General features: G+C 73.7%; 24 protein-coding genes. 16 read left to right on the forward strand and 8 right to left on the reverse strand.

Features of this window, described 5'->3' with window-relative positions; all coding sequences use genetic code 11:
* The first annotated feature begins 68 nt into the window (after positions 1-68).
* Positions 69-1784, forward strand: coding sequence for an Hsp70 family protein (locus AB0M79_RS00940; RefSeq protein ID WP_364206492.1), 1716 nt, complete (start codon positions 69-71; stop codon positions 1782-1784).
* A gap of 79 nt (positions 1785-1863) precedes the next feature.
* Here AB0M79_RS00940 and AB0M79_RS00945 read toward each other — a convergent pair whose 3' ends face one another.
* Positions 1864-2832: an aldo/keto reductase gene (locus AB0M79_RS00945; protein WP_364206494.1), complete on the reverse strand. Its 969-nt coding sequence runs from the start codon at positions 2830-2832 to the stop codon at positions 1864-1866.
* Between the two features lie 96 nt (positions 2833-2928).
* Between AB0M79_RS00945 and AB0M79_RS00950 the strand changes: the two genes are divergently transcribed.
* The 5 genes from AB0M79_RS00950 (at position 2929) to AB0M79_RS00970 (ending at position 7503) form a co-directional block, all read left to right on the forward strand.
* Positions 2929-3486: a helix-turn-helix domain-containing protein gene (locus tag AB0M79_RS00950; protein WP_357537493.1), complete on the forward strand. Its 558-nt coding sequence runs from the start codon at positions 2929-2931 to the stop codon at positions 3484-3486.
* Positions 3479-4318 (forward strand): SRPBCC family protein, encoded by an 840-nt coding sequence (locus AB0M79_RS00955; protein ID WP_364206496.1) that lies wholly within the window; start codon positions 3479-3481, stop codon positions 4316-4318. The genes AB0M79_RS00950 and AB0M79_RS00955 overlap by 8 nt, the downstream gene beginning before the upstream one ends.
* A gap of 342 nt (positions 4319-4660) precedes the next feature.
* A complete protein-coding gene (locus tag AB0M79_RS00960) occupies positions 4661-5821 on the forward strand; it encodes a DEAD/DEAH box helicase (RefSeq protein ID WP_364206498.1) in 1161 nt (386 codons plus the stop codon).
* Between the two features lie 120 nt (positions 5822-5941).
* Entirely contained in the window at positions 5942-6694 is a 753-nt protein-coding gene (locus AB0M79_RS00965; RefSeq protein WP_364206500.1) for a GNAT family N-acyltransferase, read from the forward strand.
* On the forward strand, positions 6691-7503 hold the full coding sequence (locus AB0M79_RS00970; protein WP_364206502.1) for a lysophospholipid acyltransferase family protein: 813 nt from the start codon (positions 6691-6693) through the stop codon (positions 7501-7503). The genes AB0M79_RS00965 and AB0M79_RS00970 overlap by 4 nt, the downstream gene beginning before the upstream one ends.
* Before the next feature lie 167 nt (positions 7504-7670).
* Here AB0M79_RS00970 and AB0M79_RS00975 read toward each other — a convergent pair whose 3' ends face one another.
* From AB0M79_RS00975 to AB0M79_RS01000, 6 genes are all read right to left on the reverse strand, one after another.
* On the reverse strand, positions 7671-8375 hold the full coding sequence (locus tag AB0M79_RS00975) for a carbonic anhydrase (protein WP_364206504.1): 705 nt from the start codon (positions 8373-8375) through the stop codon (positions 7671-7673).
* A 320-nt stretch (positions 8376-8695) separates the two neighbouring features.
* Positions 8696-9247: an RNA 2'-phosphotransferase gene (locus AB0M79_RS00980; protein ID WP_364206506.1), complete on the reverse strand. Its 552-nt coding sequence runs from the start codon at positions 9245-9247 to the stop codon at positions 8696-8698.
* Positions 9248-9333: 86 nt separating this feature from the next.
* On the reverse strand, positions 9334-10476 hold the full coding sequence (locus AB0M79_RS00985; protein WP_364206508.1) for a DUF5925 domain-containing protein: 1143 nt from the start codon (positions 10474-10476) through the stop codon (positions 9334-9336).
* A gap of 62 nt (positions 10477-10538) precedes the next feature.
* Positions 10539-11852 (reverse strand): low temperature requirement protein A, encoded by a 1314-nt coding sequence (locus tag AB0M79_RS00990; protein ID WP_364206510.1) that lies wholly within the window; start codon positions 11850-11852, stop codon positions 10539-10541.
* Between the two features lie 136 nt (positions 11853-11988).
* Positions 11989-13788, reverse strand: coding sequence for a glycoside hydrolase family 15 protein (locus AB0M79_RS00995; RefSeq protein ID WP_364206512.1), 1800 nt, complete (start codon positions 13786-13788; stop codon positions 11989-11991).
* Positions 13785-15047, reverse strand: coding sequence for a nucleotide disphospho-sugar-binding domain-containing protein (locus AB0M79_RS01000; RefSeq protein ID WP_364206514.1), 1263 nt, complete (start codon positions 15045-15047; stop codon positions 13785-13787). Before AB0M79_RS01000 ends, AB0M79_RS00995 begins: the two co-directional genes overlap by 4 nt.
* 96 nt (positions 15048-15143) lie before the next feature.
* Here AB0M79_RS01000 and AB0M79_RS01005 point away from each other — a divergent pair, with 96 nt between their 5' ends.
* Genes AB0M79_RS01005 through AB0M79_RS01015 form a run of 3 tightly spaced genes read left to right on the forward strand, consistent with a single transcriptional unit; the run spans position 15144 to position 18891 of the window.
* A complete protein-coding gene (locus tag AB0M79_RS01005) occupies positions 15144-16913 on the forward strand; it encodes a glycoside hydrolase family 3 N-terminal domain-containing protein (RefSeq protein WP_364206516.1) in 1770 nt (589 codons plus the stop codon).
* Between the two features lie 59 nt (positions 16914-16972).
* Entirely contained in the window at positions 16973-17578 is a 606-nt protein-coding gene (locus AB0M79_RS01010; protein WP_364206518.1) for a helix-turn-helix domain-containing protein, read from the forward strand.
* A complete protein-coding gene (locus tag AB0M79_RS01015; protein ID WP_364206520.1) occupies positions 17575-18891 on the forward strand; it encodes an MFS transporter in 1317 nt (438 codons plus the stop codon). The genes AB0M79_RS01010 and AB0M79_RS01015 overlap by 4 nt, the downstream gene beginning before the upstream one ends.
* Before the next feature lie 129 nt (positions 18892-19020).
* Here AB0M79_RS01015 and AB0M79_RS01020 read toward each other — a convergent pair whose 3' ends face one another.
* A complete protein-coding gene (locus AB0M79_RS01020) occupies positions 19021-19410 on the reverse strand; it encodes a hypothetical protein (RefSeq protein WP_364206522.1) in 390 nt (129 codons plus the stop codon).
* On the opposite strand from AB0M79_RS01020, the gene AB0M79_RS01025 reads away from it, so the two are divergent.
* From AB0M79_RS01025 to AB0M79_RS01055, 7 genes are all read left to right on the forward strand, one after another.
* Positions 19295-19819 carry a dihydrofolate reductase family protein gene (locus tag AB0M79_RS01025; protein WP_364206524.1) on the forward strand — a complete coding sequence of 175 codons (525 nt, stop codon included), beginning with the start codon at positions 19295-19297 and terminating at the stop codon, positions 19817-19819. The two genes, AB0M79_RS01020 and AB0M79_RS01025, sit on opposite strands and share 116 nt — an antisense overlap.
* Before the next feature lie 104 nt (positions 19820-19923).
* Positions 19924-20835, forward strand: a complete 912-nt coding sequence (locus AB0M79_RS01030) for a MurR/RpiR family transcriptional regulator (protein WP_364206526.1) — start codon at positions 19924-19926, stop codon at positions 20833-20835.
* Positions 20835-21587: an SIS domain-containing protein gene (locus tag AB0M79_RS01035; protein WP_364206528.1), complete on the forward strand. Its 753-nt coding sequence runs from the start codon at positions 20835-20837 to the stop codon at positions 21585-21587. The genes AB0M79_RS01030 and AB0M79_RS01035 overlap by 1 nt, the downstream gene beginning before the upstream one ends.
* 292 nt (positions 21588-21879) lie before the next feature.
* Complete coding sequence (ngcE, locus tag AB0M79_RS01040) at positions 21880-23301, forward strand: N-acetylglucosamine/diacetylchitobiose ABC transporter substrate-binding protein (protein ID WP_364206530.1); 1422 nt, start codon at positions 21880-21882, stop codon at positions 23299-23301.
* A 6-nt stretch (positions 23302-23307) separates the two neighbouring features.
* A complete protein-coding gene (locus AB0M79_RS01045; RefSeq protein WP_364206532.1) occupies positions 23308-24234 on the forward strand; it encodes a sugar ABC transporter permease in 927 nt (308 codons plus the stop codon).
* Positions 24231-25127 carry a carbohydrate ABC transporter permease gene (locus AB0M79_RS01050; RefSeq protein ID WP_364206534.1) on the forward strand — a complete coding sequence of 299 codons (897 nt, stop codon included), beginning with the start codon at positions 24231-24233 and terminating at the stop codon, positions 25125-25127. The genes AB0M79_RS01045 and AB0M79_RS01050 overlap by 4 nt, the downstream gene beginning before the upstream one ends.
* A 78-nt stretch (positions 25128-25205) precedes the next feature.
* Positions 25206-26387 (forward strand): carbohydrate-binding protein, encoded by a 1182-nt coding sequence (locus tag AB0M79_RS01055; protein ID WP_364206536.1) that lies wholly within the window; start codon positions 25206-25208, stop codon positions 26385-26387.
* The last annotated feature ends 41 nt before the right edge of the window (positions 26388-26428 follow it).

The raw sequence follows: 26428 nt of genomic DNA on the forward strand, positions 1-26428 counted from the left end.
CGGAAGTGCCGATGGTCATGGCCGGCGTACCGGGACGCGGTGGCGGGGCTGCCGTAGGCTCGGCGGCCGTGGGGGCGTACCGGCTGGCGATCGACCTCGGCTCGTCGAACACCGTCGCCGTGCTCGACGGTGCCGGTGCCGCGCCCCGGCCCCTGCTCTTCGACGGGTCGGAACTGCTGCCGTCGGCGGTTTTCGCCCGCACCGGCACCGACCTGCTGACCGGCCGCGACGCCGAGCGGTTCGGCCGGGTCGACCCGGCGGGGTTCGAGCCGCACCCGAAACGGCGGATCGACGACGGGATGCTCCTGCTCGGCGCGCACCAGGTCGACGTCCGCGACGCGCTCGCGGCGGTCCTGGCCCGGGTACGCGCCGAGGCGGGCCTGCCCACCCGCCGGATCGACACCGTGCTGACCTGCCCGGACGGGTGGGGAGCGGCCCGCCGCCGGGTGCTCGCCGAGGCGGCCGACCGGGCCGGGCTCGGCCCGGTGCGCCTGGTCGGCGAGGCGGTCGCCGCCGCGGCGTACTTCGCCGCCCGGCTGGGACCGCACCCGGCCGACACGGCGCTCGCGATCGTCGACATCGGCGGCGGCACCACCGACGTCGCGGTGGTGCGGCGCGGCGACGACCTCGAGGTCGTCGCCCGGGCCGGGGCCGACCTCGGCGGCGCAGACATCGACGCCGCCCTCGTCACACACCTGGTCGGCGGGCCGGTCCCGGCCGACGCCGGCGACCGGGTACCGCTGTGGCAGGAGGTCCGGGCGGCCAAGGAGAGCCTGTCGCGCACCAGCCACACCCCGCTGCGGCTGCCCGGCCGGCCGGCGGCGACCCACCTGACCCGCGACGAACTGGAGACGGTCGCCGCCCCGGTCCTGGCCGGCGTCGGCGCGCTCACCGAACGGGTGGTGACGGCGTCGGGGGTGGCGCCGGAGCGGCTCGCCGGGGTGTTCCTCGTCGGTGGCGGCAGCCGGATCCCGCTGGCGGCCCACGTGCTGCACAGCCGGCTCGGCGTCGCCCCGACCACCGTCGAACGGCCGGAGACCGCGGTCGTCGAGGGCGCGCTGGTCGCCGTACCGCCCCGGCCCGCGGACCGGATGCCGGCGCCGCCCACGGGCGAGCCGCCGACCGCATCCCCGACGGACCGGGTTCCCGCACCACCAGCGCCGGCACCGCCACCGCCGGCACCACCGGCGCCGGCGGTACGCGCGCGGCACGGGTGGGCCCGCCCGGTGCTGCTGGCCGCCGTCGTGCTCTGCTTCGGGCTGCCGTTCGCCACCGTCTCGTGCGGGCTGCCGGGCGGCTACGGTCGCGCCGAGGCCGGCGGGACCACCACCTACCGGGGCGGCACCCTGGTCACCGGCACGGCTCCGGAGGTGTCGGACGGCCATCTCGCCGCACCGGCGGACCGGCGGCCGGACCGGCTTCCGCCGCAGCTACCACTGCTCGCCGCCGCGCTGGCGGTGATCGGGGCGCTCGTCGTCACGCTCCGCCTCCGGGCCCGGCCGGCGGGGCAGCCCGGCCCGTCACCGGGCCGCCGGCCACGGCCCGACCTGCCGGGCCGGCTCTGCGTCGCCGCCGCCGTCCTGCTCGTCGCCGGCGAACTGCTGGTGCTGTGCCAGCTCACCGCGCGGGTCGACGCCCTGGGTACGGTGCCGGCCAACCGCGACGCGTCCGACTACGTCGGTGTCGGGATCGGATTCTGGCTGGCCCTGCTCCTGCTCCTGGTGCTGATCGCGGCCGACCTGCGGACGCTGCTGCGCGGGCTCCCGCTCCCCCGCCGCCGCTGACTCCGGCCGGCGGCGGCCAACGGCCCAGCGGCCGCTGGCTCCGGCAGGGACAGCCAGCGGCTGACTCCGGCAGAGGCGGTCAGCGGCGCAGCCGGGCGCGGACCAGGTCCGGTACGGCGGCGAGCCCGGTCACCGGACGGAACGCGCGGGCGGCGGTGGCGAGGGCGGCGTACTCGTCGTCGCGCAGTTCGATGTCGGCGGCCGCGGCGTTGGCCTCCACCTGTTCCACAGAGGACGCGCCGGGGATGGCCACCACGTTGGGGTGCCGGATCAGGTAGGCCAGCGCGATCTGGCTCGGAGTGGCGTCGTGCGCGTCGGCGACCGCCCGCAGCGTGTCGAGCAGCCCCCGGCCACGCTCCAGGTTCTCCGGCAGGAACAGCGGGTTGGCCCGGCGGATCGCGCCCGGCGGCGGGTTGGCGCTGTCGTACCGGCCGGAGACGAAGCCCTGCGCCAGCGGGCTGTAGGCGATCACGATCCGGCCGGCCTTCTCCGCGTACGGGATCAGGTCGTCCTCGGCGGCGCGGGCGACGATGCTGTACTGGACCTGGTTCGACAGCACCCGGCCACCCAGCGCCGCCTCGGCGATCCGCCAGCGGCGCAGGTCGTAGTTGCTGACGCCGACCTCGCCGACGAGCCCGACGCCCTGCAGCGTCCGCATCCCCCGCATGATGGTCCGGTCGCTGACCAGCGGGTTCGGCTGGTGCACCTGGTAGAGGTCGATGGTCCGCACGCCGAGCCGGGCCGCGGAGGCGACGGCCCGCTGCTGCACGATCGGCGGTAGCGGCAGCACCGGGAGGAGCTTGGTGGCGACCACGGCCCGGGGCCGCTCGTCGCCCAGGGCGGCGCCGAGGATGCGTTCGCTGCGCCCGAAGCCGTAGACCTCGGCGGTGTCGAAGAGGGTGATGCCGAGGTCGAGCGCCCGGCGGACGATCACCCGCGCGATCTGCTCGTATTCGGGGCCGTAGCCCCACTCCCGGGAACCGAACTGCCAGGTCCCGAGACCGATCTTGGACATGGGTCGGGCGGTGTCGAGTTCAGCGAAGCGCATGTCCGGACGGTACCCGGCTCCGGGCCGCGACGCCCCCGGTCCGGCCGCGACGAACCGATTGACAAAATTTGGTTTTACATACAAACTGATTTTGCCATGAGAGACGTCCTGTACCTGGAGCAGATCGAGCAGGCCGAGACCCTGCTCAAGCCGCAGCGCATCGAGGTGCTGCGGGAACTGGCCGAACCCGGCACCTGCGGCGAAGTCGCGGCCCGGCTGGGCCAGACCCCGCAGCGGGTCTACTACCACGTCAAACGCCTGGTCGACGCCGGACTGGTCGACCAGGTCGCCGAACGCAAGGTCCGGGGCATCCACGAGGGGATCTACCAGGCAAGCGCGCGGACCTACTGGCTGTCCCCGCGCCTGGTCGGCCGGCTCGGCCTGCGCCGCGTGCAGGACGAGTTCAGCCTCGGCTACCTGCTGGACCTGATGGAGGAGGTCCAGGCCGACATCGCCGGCCTCGACCGCACGGCGCCCGAGCTGCCGTCGGTCGGGTTGTCCGGCGAGATCCGGGTGCCACCCGAACAGCGCCAACAGTTCCTCAACGACCTGCAGTCCGCGCTGCAGGACCTGTTCACCCGCTACGGCGGAGCCGAAGGCGACGCGTTCAAACTCGCCGTCGCCTGCTATCCCAAGGGAGAAGACCGTGACTGAGCCGATGACCCTGCGCGCCCGGGTCGCCGCCCCGCTCGCCGCCGTCCACACCGCACTGACCGACGCCGGGGCGCTGCGCACCTGGTTCGCGGAGCACGCCGAGGTCGAACTGCCGCACCGCTACGAGTTCTGGGGCCGCCACACCCCCGAGGGCGACGCACCGCACCAGCGGCTGCTGCACGTCGACGACCACAGCCTGCGGCTGGCCTGGGTGCTCGACGGCGAGGAGACCACCCTCGCGATCGACCTGACCGCGGAGTCCGCCGACTCGACCCTGATCACCCTCTCGCAGACCCACTTCGACTTCTCCGACGTGATCACCGGCAAGAGCATCCGCGGCGTCCTGAACACCTTCTGGGCGCTGTCCGTCGCCAACCTGATCGACCACCTCGAGGGCCGGCCGCTCACCCCGCGGGTCGACTTCACCTCCGCCGAACTCCGCGCCGAGGTCGAGATCGACGCGCCGGCAGAGAAGATCTTCGAGTCGTTGACCGACTCGGCGGCGGCCAGCAGCTGGTTCGGCTACCCGATCGAGATCGAGCCGCACGTCGGCGGCCGGTACGCCATGGGCGGCTTCGACGACAACCCCAACCCGGCGAAGATCGTCGACCTCACGCCCGGCCGCCGGCTGACCGTCGACTGGGGCCCGGCCGGGGTGAACACCTGGGAACTGGAGGGCTCCGCCGGCCGGACCCGGCTGACCCTGGTGCAGAGCGGGTTCGACACCGGGCGGCCGCCGTACGCGGGTTGGGCCGGCACCCTGTCCGGCCTGGCCGAACTGCGCCGCTACCACGAGCTGCCGAACTGGCAGCCGGTCTGGCTGGCGGCCTGACCTCCCGCGGCGTACGACGGGGCGGCCGGGCAGGCCGTGTACCGTCGGCGGTGGCGGGCCGACCCGCCACCGCCGACGGTTCGTTCCTGTGACCCCCGAGCAGACCGGGGCCTTCCGGTGGCGTTCCAACAACGGAAGGTTCTGGTATTGACCACGCCTACGCGTGCCCGTAATAACCGTCGGCGTTCACCCGCCGCTGATCGACAGCCGCCGGAGGCCAACCGGCAGACACCGGGTGCCACCCCGCCCTCCCCGGCCCCGACCGCCCCACCGGCCACCTCGTTCGGCGACCTGCCGCTGCACCCGGCGTTGCTGGCCACACTGGCCGGACAGGGGCTGGGCGTGCCGTCGCCGATCCAGGCCGCGGCGCTGCCCGACGCCGTCGCCGGACACGACGTCCTCGGCCGGGCCCGCACCGGCTCCGGCAAGACCCTGGCCTTCGGGCTGGCGCTGCTGACCCGGCTGGCCGGGCAGCGGTCCCAGCCACGCCAGCCGATCGCGCTGGTGCTGGTGCCCACCCGCGAACTCGCCGCGCAGGTCACCACCGCGCTGGAACCGTACGCCCGGGCCGTCAAGCTGCGCACCTGCACCGTCGTGGGCGGACTGTCACTCAACCGGCAGGCCGAGGCGCTGCGGCGGGGCGCGGAGGTCGTCATCGCCACCCCGGGTCGACTGAACGATCTCGTCGAACGCGGTGACTGTCTCCTCGACAAGATCACGGTCAGCGTCCTGGACGAGGCCGACCAGATGGCCGACATGGGGTTCCTGCCACAGGTCAGCAAACTGCTCGCCCGCACCGACCGGGCCGGGCAACGGATGCTCTTCTCGGCCACCCTCGACGGCGACGTCGACAAGCTCGTCCGCCGTTTCCTGACCACCCCGGCCCGGCACTCCGTCGACCTGCCGGCCGCTGTGGTGCCCCGGATGGACCACCACCTGCTGCACATCGAGGCCGCCGACAAGACCTCGACGACCGCGCAGATCGGCGCCCGCGAGGGGCGAGTGATCATGTTCGTCGGGACCAAGCACCGGGCCGACCGGCTGGCCCGGCAACTGCTCGCGAGCGGCGTACCCGCCGCGGCGTTGCACGGCGGCAAGTCACAGCCACAGCGCGCCCGTGCCCTCGAGCAGTTCCGCACCGGGACGATCAACGCCCTGATCGCCACCGACCTGGCAGCCCGCGGCATCCACATCGACGACCTGGACCTGGTCGTCAACGTCGACCCGCCCGGCGATGCCAAGGACTACCTGCACCGGGGAGGCCGGACCGCCCGGGCGGGACGGTCCGGCACCGTCGTCACCCTGGTCCTGCCCGACCAGCACCGGGACACCACCCGGCTGCTCGCCGCCGCCGGGATCGCCGCCCAGTCCTTGCGGGTACGCCCCGGCGACGCCGAACTCGCCCGGATAACCGGTGCCCGCACCCCCTCGGGCGTACCGGTCGTCCCGAAGCCGCAACCCACCGCCGGATCGGCTCCCGGCCGGCGTCGCCGCGGGCGCTGACCTGCTGCGATCCGCTCCACCGGGCGGTGCGCGCGTCCGGCGTGCGCCGTTCACTGAATCGACACCCATGCAGCTCCCCGGCGACACACGGTCGCCGGGGAGCGGCCGTACACATCTTGCATGGAACTGCTCCTGACCAGCCCGGCAACCGCCGGGACCGGCGGGTACACGCTGCTGATCGCCGACGACTCGGCGCAGGTGGCCGCCGCGCAGCGGCTACGCCACGAGGTCTTCGCCGGCGAACTCGGCGCCACCCTGCGGTCCCCCGTCGCCGGGCTCGACGTCGATGAGTTCGACGAGCACTGCGACCACCTCCTGGTCCGCGACGACACCACCGGCGCCGTCGTCGGCACCTACCGGATGCTGCCGCCCGGCCGGACCACCCGCCGGTACGGCGACACCGAGTTCGACCTGTCGTCGCTGGCACCGCTCGCCGACGTACTGGTGGAGACCGGGCGCTCGTGCGTGCACCCGGACCACCGGTCCGGTGCGGTGATCAACCTGATGTGGGCCGGAATCGCCCGCTACCTGCACCTGAGCGGGCGACGCTGGCTCGGCGGCTGCGCCTCGGTGCCGCTCGCCGACGGTGGGGCGACCGCCGCGGCGGTCTGGACCCGGGTCGCCGCGAAACACCTGTCCCCGCCCCTGCTGCGGGTACGCCCCCGCCGGCCGTTGCCGGCCGGCGTCGCGACCTCGGACGGGGACCGGGCTGCGATCCCGCCGCTGCTGCGCGGCTACCTGCGCCTCGGGGCGTGGGTGTGCGGCCCGCCCGCCCACGACCCGGACTTCGACGTCGCCGACTTCTACGTGCTGCTGTCGACCGACCGGATGCACCCGCGTTACCTGCGGCACTTCCTCGGCGGGCAGGGGTGAACCCGCTCTGGCGGCCGTCGTCGCCCTGCGGTCCGGGGTGCCTGCCGCCCGCCGGCGCGCCCCGGGTCGGGACGGTACGGCTGGCCGCGCGCCTCGCGGCGCTGGTCGCCGTGCTGCTCGCCGGCCTGCCGCTGCCACTGCTGCTGCCCATGCTGCCGGGACACCGCCGACACGCGGTCGCCCGGGGCTGGGCCCGCGCGCTGCTGCGGGCGGCCGGCGTACGCCTCGTCGTGCGGGGCCGGCTGCCGCAGCGCCGCGCCCTGCTGGTCGCCAACCACGTGTCGTGGCTGGACGCGCTGGTGGTGCTGGCCGTCGCGCCGGCCCGGATGACGGCCAAGCGGGAGGTACGCGACTGGCCGGTCATCGGTGCCCTGGTCGACGCCGGCGGCACGATCTTCGTCGACCGGGAACGGCCGCGGACGCTGCCGGCGACCGTCGCCGCCGTGCGCTCGGCGCTGGCCGGCGACGCCGTCGTGGCCGTCTTCCCCGAGGGGACCACCTGGTGCGGTCGGAAGGCCGGACGGTTCCGGCCGGCGATGTTCCAGGCCGCGGTCGACACCGGTGCGCCGGTCGTCCCGGTCACCCTCGCCTACCGGCGGTCGTCGGGTACGGCGACGACGGTGGCCGCGTTCCTCGGCGACGACACGCTGTGGGCCTCGGTACGGCGGGTGCTGGCCGCGCCGGACCTGACCGTCACCGCCACCGCGCGGGCCGCCCTGCACCCGGGTGACGCCGCCACCCGGCGCCGGCTGGCCCGGATCGCCGAGGCCGCCGTACGCGCCGACGACCACTGGGTGCTGGCCGCCTGACCCGGGCGGCGGCGGCCGGCCGTGCGGGGCGGCCGGTGGTGCCGCGCGTGGCCCGGCCGGGTCGGGTCGGCTCCGGCCGGGCCTGGTCCTGCCGGCGGAGTGCCGGCAGCCTGCCGGCGGGATGCCGGTCGGCATGGTGGCGCCGCCCGGGCGGCGCCACCGGCCGTTCAGACGAGAGTGACGTGGCCGTTGTCGAGGTCGTAGCGGGCGCCGACGACGGCCAGCTGGCCGTGCCGCACCTTCTCCCGGATGATCTCGCTGCGGTCGAGCAGCGCCCGGACCTGGGCGCGCACGTTGGCCTTGACCGCCCGGTCGACGACGTCGCCGGGGCCGCCGACCAGCGGCTCGACGATCGGCCGCAGCGCGTCGACGATGGTGCCGATGTGGCCGGGTGCGTGACCGCCGTGCTCGATGGCCTCGATCGTGGCGGTGACGGCGCCGCACCGCTCGTGGCCGAGCACCATGATCAGCGGCGGCGCGAACTCCTCGACCGCGAACTCGATGCTGCCGAGCAGCAGGTCGTCGACGATGTTGCCGGCCACCCGGTTGTCGAACAGGTCGCCGAGCCCCTGGTCGAACAGGATCTCCGGGGAGACCCGCGAGTCGGCGCAGCCGAGCGTGATCGCGAACGGGTCCTGGCCGTTGGCGAGCTGGCGCAGGTAGGCGACGGACTGGTGCGGGTGCCGGGCGTGGCCGCGGGTGAAGCGCCGGTTGCCGGCCAGCAGGTGGGCGACAGCGGCGGCCGGGGTCGACGGTGCCGGGCCGCCGGCGGACGCGGCGGTCGGGGCGCCGACACCGGCGACGGCGATCGCGCCGGCGGTGAGGCCGCCGGCGGTCAGCAACGTCCTGCGGCGGAGGGTCTCTCGTGACAAGGCGTGTCCTCTCGGCGAAGCGATGGCGAGCCGGCGTCCGGCTCGGTGGGGCTGTGGGTGGAGCCGGCAGGTTTCCGGTCCGCTCCGGGCGACGGTCGCCGGCTGTGTGCGGGGCGTCGCCTTCGGTCGGATCGATCGTGCCCACCGCCGGTCGACGGCGGAACCCCGTTTCACCCCACACGGCCGGCCATCACCGGGCTGACCTCGGCCAAGGCGACTCTGTCAGAAGTTTTACAGCAGGCTCACAGTTGACATCCAGCAGACCGGCTCATCCGGATCATCGGCGTGGCGCCACCACACCGCCCGAGGAGGTCGCGACGTCAGCCCGCGCCAAGCCCGTCCAGATAGGACGGTGGTACGGCGTCGGTCAGCCAGACGCCGTTCGCGCTGCGAAAGAACTCATGGCCGGCCCGGTGCATCGCCGCCGAATCGACGGTGAGGACCACGACGGCGCCGCGCCGGCGGGCGCCGACCCGGTGGGCGGTGGCCCGGTCGGCGGAAAGGTGCACGTGGTGCCGGCCACCCCGGTCCAGGCCGGTCGCCCGGATCGACTCCAGCGCGGCGGCGCCGGTGCCGTGGAAGAGCCGCTCCGGTGGCACCACCGGGGCGAGGCCCAGTTGCACCGGAACCGAATGCCCCTGGTTGGCCCGGATCCGCTCCACCCCGTCGGGGCCACGCTCCACCGCGAACCGGCGCTTGTCGTTGCCAGCCACCACCAGGTCGAGTTCGTCGCGCCCGATCCGGGTCGCGGCCAGGAACTCGTCGACCGGCACCCAGCCGGCCGCGTCGAGGGTCAGCCCGACCCGCTCCGGGGCGTGCCGCAACAACCGCGACATCCGCTTGCTCAGACTGACGATCCGTTCGTGATCCACGCCGATGAGTGTGGGCGCCGGGGTCGCCGGGTTCCAGGGGTTTTCCGGGCCGGATGCCGGGTCCGGGGCAGGCGCCCCGGACCCGGTCACAGGTACTGGCCGCTGGGCAGCGGCTCCGGCTCCACCGCCACCTGGTAGCCGTCCCGCAGCGCGTACAGCTCGGCCAGCGTCGCGCCGGCCGCCGGCACGCCGGCCGACGTACCCAGCCAGGTCTGCGCCTCGGCGGGCGACAGCGCCGGCACCTCGATCCGGGCCAGGCAGCGCCCCGGTCGTACGACGGCCGGGTGCAGCCGGGCCAGATCCTCGTTGGTGGTGATCGCCACCAGCACCTTGCGGCCCTGGCCGAGCAGGCCGTCGGTGAGGTTGAGCAGCCGGGACAGCGCCTGCCCGGTGGTCTGCTTCGCCTCGCCGCGGATCAGCTCGTCGCAGTCCTCGAGCAGCAGCAGCCGCCACTTGTCGTGCTTGCGGTCGGGGCACGAGCACTCGCGGCCCCCGTTGAGCGCGACCTCCATCAGGTAGGCCGGGCTGTTGAACAGCGCCTCCGGGTCGAGCACGCAGTCGAACTGGCACCAGTCCCGCCACTCGCGGGCCAACGCCCGCAGGACCGTGGTCTTGCCGGTGCCCGGCGGGCCGTGCAGCAGCACCAGCCGGCCGCGTACCGAGTCACGATCGACCTTGACGAGCCGGTCGAACTCGGCCCGGGCCGGGGCGGCGTAGTTGCCCCGGATGTCCGCCCACGAGCCCACGCTGATCGAGCGCGGGTTGCGCTGCGGGCCGTTCGACGACGCGTACCAGAAGCCCATCGTCACGGCCTCCTCGACCGGTGGCGGCGGCTCCGTCATGCCGTCGGTCGCCCGGGCGAGGATCTCGTCGCCCAGCTCGGCGGTGGTCGCGGTGACCGCGACGTGGGCGGTCCTGCCACGCGGCCAGTGCACCGCGCGCAGCGTCCAGCCGTCCCCGGCGGCGAGCCGGGCGTGCTCGGTGTCGCTGCGGCTGTCCCGTAGCACCCGTACGTCGGGCGGCAGCAGCGTCGCGTCGTCGCGGACGTTGTTCAGGCTCTTCGACGTCGCGTACGGCTGGTGGCCGGCGACGAACGCGGTCAGCCCGAGCGCGTCGATGACGTCGCGCGGGGAATCGGAGTCGTCCACGGTGAGGACGACGGGCAGCAGCGACTCCGGCGCGGGGCCGGGAGCGCCGACTTCGAGCGGGATCTGCCGTGGGATACGCACCCGGACATGATCGCGGCCGGAAGGTGTTGCGGGATACCGCTTTTCGCGCCGGAGCGGGCCCGTCACAGGTGCTTGCGGCGCCACTCGCTCTGGTCGGCCTCGCTGGCCAGTTGTTCGTTCAGCGCGGTCTCCCGGATTCTGGACCGGTGCCGCTCCCGGTGCCGGATCTGGGTCACCGCGACCGTGACGCTGCCCGCCGCCAGGATACCGAGCGCGATCAGCGCCGGGGGACGCAGCACCACCGTGATGAGCAGCAGGATCCCCACGAACGGCAGGATCAGGCTCGGCCGGAACCCGGGCAGCACCCGCCACGCCATCGCGACCAGGGCCGTCAGATACAGCAGGACGCCGCCGTACAGGACGTCGAGTTCGATGCCGCCGATCCGGTGCTGCCAGCCGGTCGAGGTGTCCGCCGTGATGTCGGTCAGGTACTTCTTGAGGCCGAGGGCGAACAGGATGATCCCGATGATCATCGGCAGGTGCAGGAACGTGTACGCGTCGCGGACCAGCCTCATCCGGGCGCGGCGTTCCCGGGTGCCGTGCAGCACCTGCTCGATGGCGAGCGCCGGTTCGTCGAAGTACGCCCACCACAGCGCCGCGATCACGGCGATGCCGAACACCGCCGCCGCGACCGCCTGCCACGAGACCGGCGCGCTGCCGATGAGGTTGGCGCCGACGCCCAGCGAGATGATCGACTCGCCCAGCGCCACCAACACGATCAGCGCGTGCCGCTCGGCCCAGTGCCCGGCCGAGGTGAGCGTCCACCGGCTGGTGTAGATCTTCGTTCCGAAGCCGTACTCGACGGCGAGCGCGGCCAGCCACAGGCTGAGGCGCACGGCGTACTCGGCATCGCCCGCGAAGAGCCGGGCCGGCACGAACCCGGCGATCCCGATCAGCGTCGCGCTGATCAGGATCGGCGCGGCGAACAGCAGTACTCCGTGCCGTGGCCCCGGCGTCACCCGGTTCACGCCCCACACGATGGCGACCTGCATGGCCCGGACGATGAAGTAGCAGGCGGCGAAGAGCAGCGGCCCGTGCAGCCCGCCCGGCTGGTCGACGAACGCCTCCGAGATGGTGAGCGCCAGCACGAACACGGCGGCCATGTTGATGAACACGATCACCGGGACGATCCCCTGGTCGGCCCGGATCAGGTTGCCCAGTGCCGCCATGCTCGTCCAACACCACCACAGCAGCGCGAGCACCAGCAGGGCGCGCAGCAACCCGAGCAGGCCCAGTTCCTCGCCGGTCAACTGGGTCACGTTGAGGAACGCGAACACGTAGACCAGGTCGAAGAACAGTTCGAGGCGGGTGACCCGCGATCCCGGCGCGCCGAGCCGGATCCACCGCGACCAGCGGAACTCGCCTTCGGTGCTCACCAGGTCGAGTCTTGCAGCCGGCCAACCTCGCCGGGCGGCAACCGCCAACCCGGGGACGCGGGCCGAGCCGACCGCGTGATCGTCTGCGGTTCAGGCGCGGCACTCACGGCGTGTCGGGTGTCCGAGCCGCAGACGATCAGGCCGGCCGGGGTGCGCCGCCGGCAGCCGACGCCTCGGTCAGGCGCCAGGCGGCGTTGATCAGGCCGACGTGCGAGAACGCCTGCGGGTGGTTGCCGAGCTGCCGTCTGGTGGCCGGGTCGATCTCCTCGGCGAACAGGCCGAGGTCGTTGCCGTGGCCCAGCAGGTCGTCGAAGAGCACGCCGGCCTCGTCCACCCGACCGGCCAGGGCCAGACACTCGACGAGCCAGAAGCCACAGGCGACGAACGCGGCGGAGTCGCCGTACCAGCGGCGCACCAGCGGGCCGTCGGCGAGCCGGTCGCGGACCGCCTCGATGGTGGCGAGCATCCGCGGATCGTCGGCGGGCAGGAACCCGACCAGCGGCAGCAGCAGCACCGAGGCGTCGAGGCGGTCGGAGTCGAAGGCGCCGGCGTACGCCCCGATCCGCTCGCACCAGGCGCGTCGCAGCACGGCCGCGCGGATCTCGTCGCGGGCGGTGGCCCAGCCGGCGGCCCGGCCGGGTACGCCGAGCGCGCCGGCGAGCCGTACGGCCCGGTCGAGGGCCACCCAGCACATCACCTTCGACGAGGTGTAGTGCCGGGGGTGCTCGCGGGACTCCCACATCCCCGAGTCGGGCAGCCGCCAGCTGTCCGCCGCCTGGTCGGCGAGGGAGACGAGCAGTTCGCGGGTGGCGTCGCTCAGCTCGCCGATCCGCTCGCGCAGCAGTTCGGCGGCGAACAGGACCTCGCCGAGGACGTCGAGTTGGCGTTGCTTCCACGCGTCGTTGCCGACCCGGACCGGGCGGCTGGCCCGGTGGCCGGCGAGGTGGTCGAGTTCGTGTTCGGTCAGGTCGCGTTCGCCGGTGACGCCGAACATGATCTGCAGTGGTGCGCCGCCGAGCGGGCCGAACGCGTCGGCGATCCAGTCGAAGAAGCGGCCGGCCTCGTCCGGGCAGGCGGCGACCCACAGCGCCTGCATGGTCAGGCTGACGTCGCGCAGCCAGGCGAAGCGGTAGTCCCAGTTGAGGTCGGCGCCGATCTGTTCGGGCAACGACGTGGTGGCGGCGGCGACCACCGCGCCGCTGCGCTGGAAGGTCAGGCCCTGCAGCACCAGGGCGCTACGGCGTACCTGGGGCAGGTAACGGCCCTGGTAGCCGCGGTGCAGGGCGGCCCAGGAGTACCACGCCTCCAGGGTGTCGTGCACCGACGGCTCCGGACCGCCGCGGTCGACCGGCTCGTACGTCGGCTCGTAGGCCAGCCGGAACCTGACCCGCTGGCCGGCGGCGACCGGGTAGCGGCCGGCGAGGGTGCCGCCGGTGGCCGTCAGCTCGGAGTCGTCGGTCAGCCGCAGCCCGACTGCTCCGGCCCGCGCCATCCAGGTCCGGCCGTCGCGGTACCACCGGGGCTCGGTCAGGCCGTATTCGAGGCGGGGGGCGACTTCGACGGCGACCGTGACGGTGCCGTCGAGGCCCTCGACGATGCGCAGCAGGGTGTGCGGGGCGTCGAAGCCGATCTCGTGGCCCCGGCTGCCGGGGTGCAGCGCGAGCGCGTCGGTGACCGCGACCGCGCCGGTGGCGGTCCGCAGCACGGTCCGCAGCACCAGGGAGTCGCCGACGTAGTCCCGGGTCACGGTGTGCGCGTCGACCGGGGCGATCGACCAGTGCCCGGCGTCCGGGTCGAGCAGGCGGCCGAAGACGGCGGGCGAGTCGAAGCGGGGCGGGCCCCACCAGTCGACGGAGCCGTGCGAGCTGATTAGGGCGGCACTGTGGCAGTCGGACAGCAGGCCGTAGTCGCTGATCTCCGGCGGGCCGGCGGTCACCACGTACCGCCGGGTCCGGCCGGGACCGGGGACGCGGCACCCGGCGGCACCGTGCCCCGGACCGGTCCGGTGGGGTGCAGCCGGTCGACGCCGGCCAGCGCGGGCGTGACCGACGTGCACAGGTCGCGCAGGTTGCGGCGGTACGTGCCGTCGGCGCGGATCCGGTCGACGGCGGCGGCGATCAGCGCCGGCAGGTCGGGGTGCAGGAACCGGGCGGCGGCGCCGCGTTCGACGGTGGCGCCGCCGTCGAGGGCGATGCCGACGCCGAGTTCGGCGGCGCGCCGGGCGACCAGCGGCTGGTCGCCGAAGAACGGTACGACGACGACCGGCACCCGGGCGAGCAGCGCCTCGTGGAAGCTGTTGCTGCCGCCGTGGGTGACGAAGACGTCGGCCCGGCTGAGGATCCGCTGCTGGTCGACCCGGTCGTGCACGGCCCAGTTCGCCGGATACGTGGGCAGCACCGGCCGGCCGCGGGTGACGAAGACGACGTCGACGTCGCGGGTCCACCGGGCGGCGAGGCCGGCGACGCAGCGGCGTACACCGTCGCGGGTGGTCGGATCGGCGTGCCACAGGTTGTCCATCACCTCGGTACCGAACGACAGGTAGACCAGCGGCCGCCCGGCGGGCCGGGCCGGGCGCCGGTGGCCGTCGGAGAGGTAGCCGGCGAACCGGTAGTGGGCCGGCCGGCGGTGGTGGCGGAAGTCGGCGGGCGTCACCGCCGGGTACGACCACAGCAGGTTCGTCGGTGCCGGGATGTGCAGGCTGTTGGAGACGAGTTCGACGTCGCCGGGGGCGACGGTGAGGCCGTACCGGCGGCGCAGGGTTTCGGTCGCGGCCCGGTTGGTCGGCGACGACAGGCAGTCGGCGAGGTGCCGGCGGTCGGTCATCGGGCCGATCAGCCCCGGTACGGAGGCCCAGTACGGCACCCCGGCGAGCCGGGCGGCAAAGTGGCCCTCCAGCGCGCAGAAGTCGTGGACGACCAGGTCGGGGCCGAAGTCACGGGTGATCGCGAGGCTCTCGTCGAGCAGTTCGCAGACCCGGTTCAGGACCCCGGACGCCGGCGTGTTGACGAAGTGCCGGGAGCCGTCGAGGGTGTCGGTGAGCCCGGCCAGGTCGCCGAGGTCGGGTGCGGTGGTCTGCCGGTCGACCAGCACCAGCCGGAAGGTGTGCTCGGCCCGGTAGGCGCGGATCATCCGCTTGAGGATGTTGAGATGCCCGTCGTTCGGGATCGTGAAGACCATGATCCGCTTACCCGCCATCGCGCCCCCTAGGCCAGTCGGCGTCGGCGGCGAATGCCCGGTCGGGCGTGCTCCAAACGGGGGACCGCGGCCGGGTGCGCCGGTACGGTGGCGGTGGTGGACGGGCCGCCGTACCGGGACGCGCGGCTGCCGGTGGCGGTACGCGTCGAGGACCTGCTGCGCCGGATGACGCTGCCGGACAAGGCCGGGCTGCTCTTCCACACCATGGTCGGGATCGGGCCGGATGGCTCGCTGGCCCCGGCCGACCCGGACGCCGGGCTGCTGTCGGCCGCCGAGATGGTGCGCGACCGGCGGATGAACCACTTCAACCTGCTCGGTACGGCCGCGCCCGCCGACCTGGCCCGCTGGCACAACGGGCTGCAGGACCTGGCCGCCGCGACCCCGTTCGGCATACCGGTCACGGTGTCGTCCGACCCCCGGCACGCGTACTCGGCGAACCCGAACACCGCCGCGCTGGCCGGTGCGTTCTCGGTGTGGCCGGAGCCGCTGGGGATGGCCGCGACCCGGGACGCGGCGCTGGTGCGCGGGTGGGCGGACGTGGTCCGGCAGGAGTACGCCGCGGTCGGCATCCGGGTCGCCCTGCACCCGCAGGCGGACCTGGCGACCGAACCGCGCTGGCCGCGTACGCTCGGCACCTTCGGCGAGGACGCGGGGCTCGCCGCCGAGCTGGTGCGGGCGTACGTCGGCGGGTTGCAGGGGCCGACGCTCGGGCCGGACGGGGTCGCCGCGATGGTGAAGCACTTCCCCGGCGGCGGTGCCGCCCACGACGGCGAGGACCCGCACTTCCGGTACGGCCGCGAGCAGGTCTATCCCGGCGGCCGGTTCGCCGACCACCTGCGGCCGTTCGTGGCGGCGCTGGACGCCGGCTGCTCGCAGGTGATGCTCGGCTACGGGATGCCGCGCGGGACCGGCTACGCAGAGGTCGGATTCAGCTTCAACCGGGACGTGGTCGGCGGGCTGCTGCGGCGGCGGATGGGTTTCGGCGGCATCGTCTGCACCGACTGGGGGGTGCTGACCGGGGCGGTGTTCCGGGGGCAGGTCCGGCCGGCGCGGGCCTGGGGGCTTGAGCACCTCTCCCCCGCGCGGCGGGCGCACCGGGTTCTCGACGCCGGCGCCGACCAGATCGGTGGCGAGGCCGTACCGGGGCTGGTCGTCGACCTGGTGCGGGCGGGGCGGGTCGGGGTGGCCCGGCTGGACGCGTCGGTGCGGCGGGTGTTGCGGGAGAAGTTCACCCTCGGGCTTTTCGACCGGCCGTACGTGGACCCGGACCGGGCGGCTGCCGTCGTCGGGTGCGCGCGGTTCCGGGCGGCGGGGCTGGCCGCCCAGCGGGCCTGCGTGACGCTGTTGTCGAACGCGGCCCCGGACCGGGCGGCGCGTCTGCCGTTGCGGCGCGGGCTGCGGGTCTGGTGCGACGGGGTGGCCCCCGAGGTCGTCGCCCGCGACTGGCGGGTGGTGGACCGGCTGGCCGACGCCGACGTGGCGCTCCTTCGCCTGCAGGCACCGTACGACCACCGGCCCGGGCAGTTCGAGGCGTTCTTCCACGCCGGGTCGCTGGAGTTCGCCGCCGGGGAGATGGCGCGGGTGCTGACGATCGCCGAGACCGTACCGACGGTCGTCGACGTCTACCTGGACCGGCCGGCGGTGCTGTCCCGGCTGGCGGCGCGGGTGGCGGCGCTGACGGTGTCGTTCGGGGTGTGCGACGAGGCGCTGACGGACGTGCTGGCCGGGCGGGCGGCGCCGGGTGGGCGGCTGCCGTTCGACCTGCCCCGCTCGTCGGCGGCGGTTCGGGCCGGCCGGCCCGACGTGGCGTTCGACACCGTCGACCCGGTCTTTCGCTTCGGTCACGGCCTGACCTACCGAGATTGACAAGACTTCTTGTACGTCATCTCTTGTACATCATTTCTTGTGGGTCTACGGTGAATCGCATGACCGAACGCAGCGAGGAGGCCGGCGGGCCGTCCGACGACGGCCGGACCGTGCACCTGACCGATCCGCGGGCCATGCGTGCCCTGGCCCACCCGACCCGCCTGCGGCTCCTCGGCGAACTGCGCGGCCGGGGCCCGCAGACCGTCGGCATGCTCAGCGAGATCGTCGACGAGGCGGTCGGCTCGGTCAGCTACCACCTTGGCAAGCTGGCGTCGTTCGGGTTCGTCGAGGAGGTTCCGGAACTCGCCCGCGACCGGCGGGAACGGTGGTGGCGGGCAACCCACGAGCGGACCGCGTGGAAGCCGGTGGAGGTCCTCGACGACCCGGAGCGCCGGGCCGCCCTGGACTCGTTGCGCCGCACCGTCCTGCGCCGCTATGTCGAGGTCCTGGAGCGCTACCTCGAATCCGAGGCGACCCTCGCCCCGGCCTGGGTCGCCGGCGCCACCAGCGGCGACACCCAACTGCACCTGACCAGCGACGAGCTGACGGAACTGCAGGCCGACCTGAAGGCGCTCGTCGACCGGTGGGAGGCCCGGGGCGCCGCCGGTCGGGCCGGCACCGAAGCGGTCACCCTGATGTTCCACGCGTTCCGGCGGCCGGAATGAAGGCCGCCGCGCGCGTCCCGGCGCGGCGGACCCCCGACCGGCGGTACGGCCCACTGCTCGGCCTGGTCGTCGGCCACGCGGTGTCGCTGACCGGCAACATGCTCACCATCATCGCCCTGCCGCTCTACGTGCTCGCCGAGACCGGGTCGGCGGCGGCGACCGGCCTCGTCGGCGCCTTCGCCACCGCACCGATGGTGATCGGCGGCGCCTTCGGCGGGGTGCTGGTCGACCGGATCGGCTACCGCCGGGCCAGCGTCGCCGCCGACCTCGTCTCGGGCGTGACGATCGCCGCCGTACCGCTGCTCGACCGTACGGTCGGCCTGCCGTTCTGGGCGCTGCTCGCGCTGGTCTTCGCCACCGGCCTGCTGGACACCCCCGGGCACACCGCCCGGATCGCGCTGCTGCCCGAGGCCGCCGCCGCGGCCGGCATGCCGGTCGAGCGGGCCGTCGCCATGCTCGAGGCGACCAGCCGCGGTGCCCGGCTCGTCGGCGCCCCGGTCGCCGGGCTGCTGGTGGCGGCGTTCGGCGCGCTGACCGTGCTCGCCATCGACGCGGTCACGTTCGCGGTCTCCGCCGCCGTGGTCGCCGTGCTCGTACCGCGCGGGCTGCGGCCGGCCACGGAACCGGCGGCCGACGCCGGGCCGGGTGCCGACGCCCGCCCGGCGGGTTACTGGCGGGAGTTCACCGACGGGGTCCGGTTCCTGCTCCGCGAGCCGCTGCTGCGCCTCATCGTGCTGATGGTGCTGTTCACCAACCTTCTCGACGCCGCGAAGAGCACCGTCCTGCTGCCCGTCGTCGCCGACCGCGAACTCGGCGGGGCGACCGCGTTCGGCCTGCTGGTCGGCGCGATGGGCGGTGGCGCGCTGGCCGGCTCACTGGTCTTCGGCGCGATCGGCCACCGGCTGCCGCGCCGGCCCACGTACGTGGTCGCCTTCCTGATCGCCGGCGCCCCGCCGTTCCTGGCCCTGGCCGCCGGGCTCCCGCTGCCCGCGCTGGTCACGGTCACCGTCGTCGCCGGCTTCGCCGCCGGCGCGATCAACCCGATGATCGGGACGATCGAGCTCGAGCGGGTGCCGGCCGGGATGCGCGCCCGGGTGTACGGCGTCATCGGCGCCGGCTGCTGGGCGGCGATGCCGGTCGGCTCGGTCGGCGCCGGCCTGGCCGTCAACGCCTTCGGTACGACCGCCACCCTGGTCGTCGCCGGCTGCTGTTACCTGCTGCTCTCACTGACGCCGCTGCTCGGCGGCCCGTGGCGGGACATGTCCCGCCCGGCCCCGGCCCGACCGGCTCCCGTCCCGGAACACGTCTCGTGAAACGGTGGCGCTCGTGCCGGTCGCCAGGCGGGGTACTGCTGTTTCGCTCCACAGCGAATTCGGCGTAGCAACAGCGAATTCGCTGTGGAGCGGAACAGCGACCATCCCCGGCCGCCAACCGAGCTGGAGTCAGTTGCCGGCGCGGGCCAGCTCAGCCTGGTAGGCGGCGGTGAGCCGGCCGAACACCGGCTCCACCCCCGCCGGCCGTGGGATGCCCAGGTGGAGTTCGCGCAGCTCGTCCATGAAGTCGTCCCACAGCGACGGTCCGCCGTCGGCGAGCAGCCGGGCGCGTACGGCCAGTTCGGGGCTGACCGGCAGGTGCCGGACGCCCCACGCGCCGAGCTGGGCGAGGACCGGGACGAGCTGGATCGACGGCTCGGTGAGCCGGTAGACGATCTTCTGTTTGTGGCCCGGATCATGTCTCCTGTCACGACCGACATCGCGATCTCCCTCGACGGTTTCTCGTCCCGCCCCGACCAGTCCCGCGAACACCCGTTCGGCACCGGCGTCGACCTGCACACCTGGATGTTCGAGACCCCGGACGAGAACGCGACCGAGATCGCCGCCGTCACCGGGGCCGGCGCCTACATCATGGGCCGCAACATGTTCGGCCCCCGCCGTACCACGCGCCGGTGTTCGTGCTCGGCCACCAGCCACGCGAGCCGCCGACGATGAAGGGCGGCACCACCTTCACGTTCGTCACCGACGGCATCCACGCCGCCTTCGAACAGGCCAGGGCGGCGGCGCGGCGACCGTCAACCAGTACCTGACCGCCGGCCTGATCGACGAGCTGCGGCTGCACGTCGTACCCGTCACGCTCGGGCACGGCGACCGGCTCTTCGACGGGGTGCCGCCACTGCGGCTCGAGCAGGTGTCCGCCCGCCAGGCGTCGCTGGTCACCCACCTGACGTACCGCGCCCACCACTGAGCACGGCACCCCCGGCCACCCCCGCCAATCGTTAACAGTATTGACAGAACACCGTCGATGGTCATACTTTTCATCACCAACGAGGTTTGGTGAAAGGAATGCTGATGACCGACAGTGGCCTGCTCGGCCGGATCCGCACCGAGCTACCGACCCTGCCGGTCGCCCTGCAACGGGTCGCCGAGCAGATCCTGATCGCCCCCGAGGAGACGGCCCGCGCCACGATCATCGACCTGGCGGAACGGGCCGGTACGTCCACCGCCACGGTCACCCGGTTCTGCCGGCTCTTCGGCCACCGCGGCTACGCCGAACTGCGGGTCGCGGTGGCCACCGAGACCGGCCGGGCGGCGCAGGCCCGCTGGGACACCGACATCGACCGGGAGATCGGTCCCGACGACCCGCTCGACCACCTGCTCGGCGTCGTCGCCAGCGCCGACGCCCGGGCCATCCAGGAAACCGCCGGCCAGGTCGACCTCGCGGCCGTCGACCGGGTCGCGTCGGCGGTCGCCACCGCCACCCGGGTCGAACTCTTCGGCCTCGGCAGCTCCGGCAACGCCGCCCGGGAGATGGCGTTCCGGCTGGAACGGATCCGGGTGCCGTGCTGGCACCGGCCCGACCCGCACACCGCGCTGACCAACGCGGCCCTGCTCGGCCCCGGCGACGTGGCGATCGGCCTGTCGCACAGTGGCCGTACCCGCGAGGTGATCGAAGTGCTCGCCGAGGCCGCCGACCACGGCGCGCTCACCGTCGCGGTCACCTCGTTCCCCCGCTCGCCGCTGGCCGAGACCGCCGACGTGGTGATGACCACCGCCGTGCAGGAGACCACGTTCCGGTTCGCCGCGCTCTCCGCCCTGCACTCCCAACTGCTGGTCCTCGACCTCATCTACGTCGCGGTGGCCCAGCGGACCTACCAGCGCACCACCGAGGCGTTCGAGGTGACCGCCCGCGCGGTCGACGCCCACCGCCTGCCCGACGAAGCCAATCGCGCCGGCCGCCGGCGCCCCCGATCGGAGGTCTGATGAGCATCAGCGCGCACGGTTACCTCGACGCGGTCACCGCGGCGATCGGCCGGGTCGCCGCCGGCCAGACCGAGGGCGTACGGCGGGCGGCCGACCTGGTCACCGCGGGCCTGCGGGCCGGCGGGGTGCTCCAGGCGTTCGGCTGCGGGCACTCCGAGGCACTGTCGATGGAGATCGCCGGCCGGGCCGGCGGACTGGTGCCGACCAACCGGATCGCCCTTCGCGACCTGGTGCTGTACGGCGGCGCCGACCGGGCCGTACTCGACGACCCGCTGCTCGAACGCGACCCGGCCGTGGCCCGCCGGCTCTACGAACTGTCCCCGGTCAAGCCCGACGACGTCTTCGTCGTCACCTCCAACTCCGGCGTCAACGGCGTCATCGTCGAGTTCGCCCTGCTGCTCAAGGAGCAGGGCCACCGGGTCATCGGGATCACCTCGCTTTCCCACAGCGCCAGGGTCGCCTCCCGGCACCCGTCCGGCCGCCGGCTGGCCGACATCGCCGACGTGGTGCTCGACAACGGCGCCCCGTACGGCGACGCCGCCCTGCCGCTACCCGGTGGCGGCGCCGTCGGCGCGATCTCGTCGATCACCGGGGCGCTGCTGGCCCAGCAGATCGTCTGCGAGGTGGTCGCCCGGCTGCTCGCCGCCGGCGAGCAGCCACCGGTCTACCTGTCGGCGAACGTGCCCGGCGGGGACACGCACAACCACGAACTGGAAGCCCGGTACGCCGGACGCATCCGGCGTACCGCCTGACCGGCGCCGCCCGCGCCGTACCTCACACCGGCGCCTACGCGCCGTACCAGAAACGGCGCCTCGCGCGCCGCAGCAGAAACGGCGCCCCCCGCGCCGCACACAAGGCGGCGCCCGCGCCGTACCCGAACCGGCGCCCGCGCGCCGCGACCCGATCGGCGTTCCGCGCCGGGCCGGAGTCGGCGCCGGCGTGCCGCACCCCGGCGCGCCCGCGCGCCGTACCCGGACCGGCGTCCCCGCGCCGGCTCGCCCCGGCGCCCCGCGCCGCCCGACCGAAGAAAGTCGAGGCACCCCCATGACCGCCTCCCCGTCCCCCGGCCGCCGGCTGACCCGGCGGACCCTGGTCCGCACCGCGGGTGCCGCCGCCCTGGCCACCCCCGCCCTCGCCGGCTGCGTCACGAACAGCGGCGGCGGACCCGCCGCCCCGGCACCGACCGGTGCCCGCGACGCCGGCAACCCGCTCGGCGTACCCGACTCGACCCCGCTGGAGGTGGTGATCTTCAAGGGCGGGTACGGCGACCAGTACGCCATCGACGCCGGCACCGTCTACAAGGAACGGCACCCCGGCGCGACCATCGACCACAAGGGAATCCAGAAGGTCGGCGAGGCGCTGCAGCCCCGGTTCGTCGCCGACACCCCGCCGGACGTGGTCGACAACACCGGCGCCGGCCGCCTCGACCTGGCCACCCTGGTCGCCGCCGGCAAGCTCACCGACCTCGCCGAACTGCTCGACGCCCCGACGCTGGACGACCCGGCCCGCACCGTACGGGACACGCTGCTGCCCGGCGTGACCGGGGACGGCACCTTCGACGGCAAGGTCTACGCGCTCAACTTCACCTACACCGTCTGGGGCCTGTGGTACTCGAAGCCGTTGTTCGAGCGGCACGGCTGGACCTGGCCGGCGACGTGGGACGCGATGCTGGCACTGTGCGGGCAGATCAAGGCCGCCGGCTTCGCCCCCTGGACCTACCAGGGCAAGTACCCGGAATACATCAACGACCCGCTGCTGTCGATGGCGGCCAAGGCCGGCGGCCCCGACCTGCTGAAGGCGGTCGACAACCTCGAACCGGGCGCGTGGAAGCGGCCGGAGCTGGTCGACGCCGCCACCGCCCTGCACGAGCTGGCCGCCAGGGGCTACCTGCTGTCCGGTTCGGAGGCGCTGTCGCACACCGAGGCGCAGGCCGCCTGGTCGCAGTCCAAGGCCGCGATCATCCCCTGCGGGTCGTGGCTGGAGGCCGAACAGAAGGGCGTCACCCCGGACGGCTTCGACATGGTGATGGGCGCGGTGCCCGCGCTCGGCACCGGTGACCGGGTGCCGGCCGCCGGTCTCCAGGCGGCCAGCAGCGAGTCGTTCGTGGTGCCGAGCCGGGCGAAGAACCCGCGTGGCGGGCTGGAATACCTGCGGATCCTGTTCTCGCAACGGTCGGCGCGCCGGTTCGCCGAACTCAACAGCACCCTGCCGACCGTCGCCGGCGCCACCGACGGGTTGACCGTCAGCAGCGGCCTCGCATCGGTGCGGGAGGCGGTCGCCGCCGCCGGCACCCACACCTTCACCTTCCGGTTCCGGACCTGGTACGCGCCGCTGGCCAAGGCGGTCGACGACGCCACCGGCGAACTCGTGACGGGTCGGGCCACCCCGGCGCAGTGGTCGGACCGGATCCAGCGGGCCGCCGACACGCTCGCCCGGGACACCACCGTCACCAAATACACCCGGTAGCCGGCGATGACGGCCATCCGGCACGGTCGCCACCGGTTCCTCGCCGCGGCCATCCTGCCCGGTCTGGCGCTGTACGCGGTCTTCGTGCTGTCGCCGTACGCGCAGGCGTTCTACCTCGCCCTCACCGACTGGTCCGGGGTCTCCGGTCAGGTCGACTACGTGGGGCTGGCCAACTTCCGGCAACTGCTGTCCGACCCGCTCTTCCTGGCCGCGTTGCGCAACAACGCCCTGATGCTGCTGGTGGTGCCGGCGGCGACGATCGCGCTCGGCCTGCTGCTGGCCACCCTGGTCAACTTCGGCGGCCGGGGCGGCAGCACGATGCTGTCGGCGGTGCGCGGCGGCGAGTTCTACAAGACGGCGTACTTCTTCCCGCAACTACTGTCGTTGCCGATCATCGCCGTGCTCTGGCAGTTCGTATACCACCCCAACGAGGGGCTGCTCAACGGCGTGCTGCGGGCGGTCGGGCTGGACGCGCTGGCGCGTACCTGGCTCGGTGATCCCCGGCTGGCGCTGTGGGCGGTGATGGCGGTGCTCGTCTGGTCGTCGGTCGGGTTCTACATGGTGCTGTTCTCGGCGGCCATGGAGTCGATCCCCCGCGACGTGCTGGAGGCCGCCGTGCTCGACGGCGCCGGCCGGCTCGACACCCTGCGCCGGGTGATCCTGCCGCTGGTCCGCGACAACGTACAGGTCGCCTTCGTCTATCTCGGGGTGCTCGCGCTCGACGGCTTCGCCGTCGTACAGATCATGACGGTCGGGCCGGGCGGGCCGGACGGCTCGACCGAGGTGATCGGGCTCGGCCTCTACCGCAACGCGTTCACCTACGGCAAGTTCGGCTACGCCGCCGCGATGGGCGTCGCGCTGTTCCTCCTCACCCTGGCACTGGCCGTGGTCACCATGCGGGCCGGCCGGCGAGAACCCGTGGAGTTGTCATGACGACCACCGTCGACAGGGTGCGGCCGGACCGGTGGACCGGGCCGGCGCCACAGGGGCGGCGGGCCACACGCGGCGGTGGCGGCGGGCGCGGGGCGCACCTGTTCCTGCTCGCCTGGGCGGCGGTGGTCACCCTGCCGCTGCTGTGGGCGGTGGTCAGCTCGCTGAAGACCGACCGGGAGATCCTGACCAGTCCGTGGAGCCTGCCGGCCACGCCCCGGCTCGACAACTGGTCGCGGGCCTGGAACCAGGCGTCGATCGGCGACTACCTGCTCAACAGCGCGATCGTCGTCGGCGGTGCGCTGGTCCTGACCATGCTGCTCGGCGCCACCATCTCGTACGCCCTGGCCCGCTACCCGTTCCCGGGCAACCGGATCGTCCACCTGGTCTTCGTCGCCGGGCTGCTCTTCCCGGTGTTCCTGGCCCTGGTTCCGCTGTTCTTCGTGGTCAGGCAGCTCGGGCTGCTCGGCACCTACCACGGGCTGATCCTGGTCTACACCGCGTACGCCCTGCCGTTCACGGTCTTCTTCCTGCACTCGTTCTTCCGTACGCTGCCGTCCGCCGTCGCCGAGGCCGCCTTCCTCGACGGCTGCTCGCACTGGGGTGTGTTCTTCCGGGTGATGCTGCCGCTGGCCCGCCCCGGGCTGGTCAGCATCGCGATCTTCAACTTCCTGGGGCTGTGGAACCAGTACCTGCTGCCGCTGGTGCTCAACCCCGACCCCGACCGGTACGTGCTCGCGCAGGGCCTGGCCGCGCTGTCGGTCAGCCAGGGCTACCGCAGTGACTGGAGCGGCCTGTTCGCCGGGCTGACCATCGCGATGGTCCCGGTCCTGGCCGCGTACGTGCTCTTCCAGCGCCAGATCCGCACCGGCCTGACCGCCGGCGCGGTCCGCTGATCCCCGGCGCCACCCGGGTGACCGGCCGGAGCCGTCCGGCCACCCGTACCCCTTTTGTCCCACCGTGAGGAGATTCCGATGTCACGGAGACCCACCGTCCGCACGGTCGCCGCCGCGGCCGCCACCCTGCTGACCGCCGGCACGCTCGCCGGGGTCGCGGCCACCGCGACCGCCGGCACCACCCCGGCCGCCGCCCCGGGCACCGCCGCCACCTGCGGCATCCTGTTCGACGACTTCAACTACTCGTCGGCGTCCGACCCGGCGATCGCCGCCCGCAACTGGACCGTCCGCACCAACGCCGGCGGTCCCGGCGTACCCGGCGCCGCCTGGCCCGCGTCGAACATCTCGTTCCCGACCGACGCCGGCCAGAAGGTCCTGCAGTTGACCGCGAAGACCGACGGCACCGCCGCCGGCACCAGCCACGCCGAGTTCTTCCACCAGCGCAAGTTCTACGAGGGCACGTACGCCTCGCGGGTGAAGTTCACCGACGCCCCGGTGTCCGGCCCGGACGGCGACCGGCTGGTCGAGACGTTCTTCACCATCACCCCGCTGGACCGGCCGATGGACCCGAACTACGGGGAGATCGACTTCGAGTACCTGCCGAACGGCGGCTGGGGTGAGCAGGGCCCGATCCTCTACCAGACGACGTGGGAGACGTACCAGAACGAGCCGTGGGTGGCCGACAACACGCACACCGCCCAGCGGACCAGCCACGCCGGCTGGCACGACCTGGTCTTCACGGTCAAGGACGGCCGGGTCAAATACTATGTGGACGGTCAACTGGTGGCCGACCACGGCGACCGCTACTACCCCGAGACCCCGATGTCGATCAACTTCAACCTGTGGTTCATCGACCTGAACGGCCGCAGCACCCCGGGCCTGGCCACCTACGTCCAGCAGGTCGACTACCTCTACTTCATCGCCGACCAGGCCATCACCACAGTTGAGGCGAAGAACCGGGTCAACGCCTACCGCACGGCCGGCACCAGCCACGTCGACACGGTCGGCACCGGCGGGCCGTGCCCGACCTCCTCCCCCACCCCGTCGCCCACCGTCTCCCCGACGGTGTCGCCGACGCCGACCCGGACACCGACGAACCCCCCGGTCGGCTGCGCCGGCGTACCGGCCTGGAACTGGGGCACCGTCTACCTCGAGGGCCAGCGGGTACGCCACAACGGCGGGCTGTGGCAGGCGAACTGGTGGACGCAGGGTTCCGAGCCCGGACTGACCGCCCAGTGGCGTGAGATCGGCCGCTGCTGACCCGTACCGCACGACCGGGGCCCTCCGCACCGGCCCGGGCC

It is taken from the genome of Polymorphospora sp. NPDC051019 (assembly GCF_040683055.1).
GTDB lineage: Bacteria > Actinomycetota > Actinomycetes > Mycobacteriales > Micromonosporaceae > Polymorphospora > Polymorphospora lycopeni.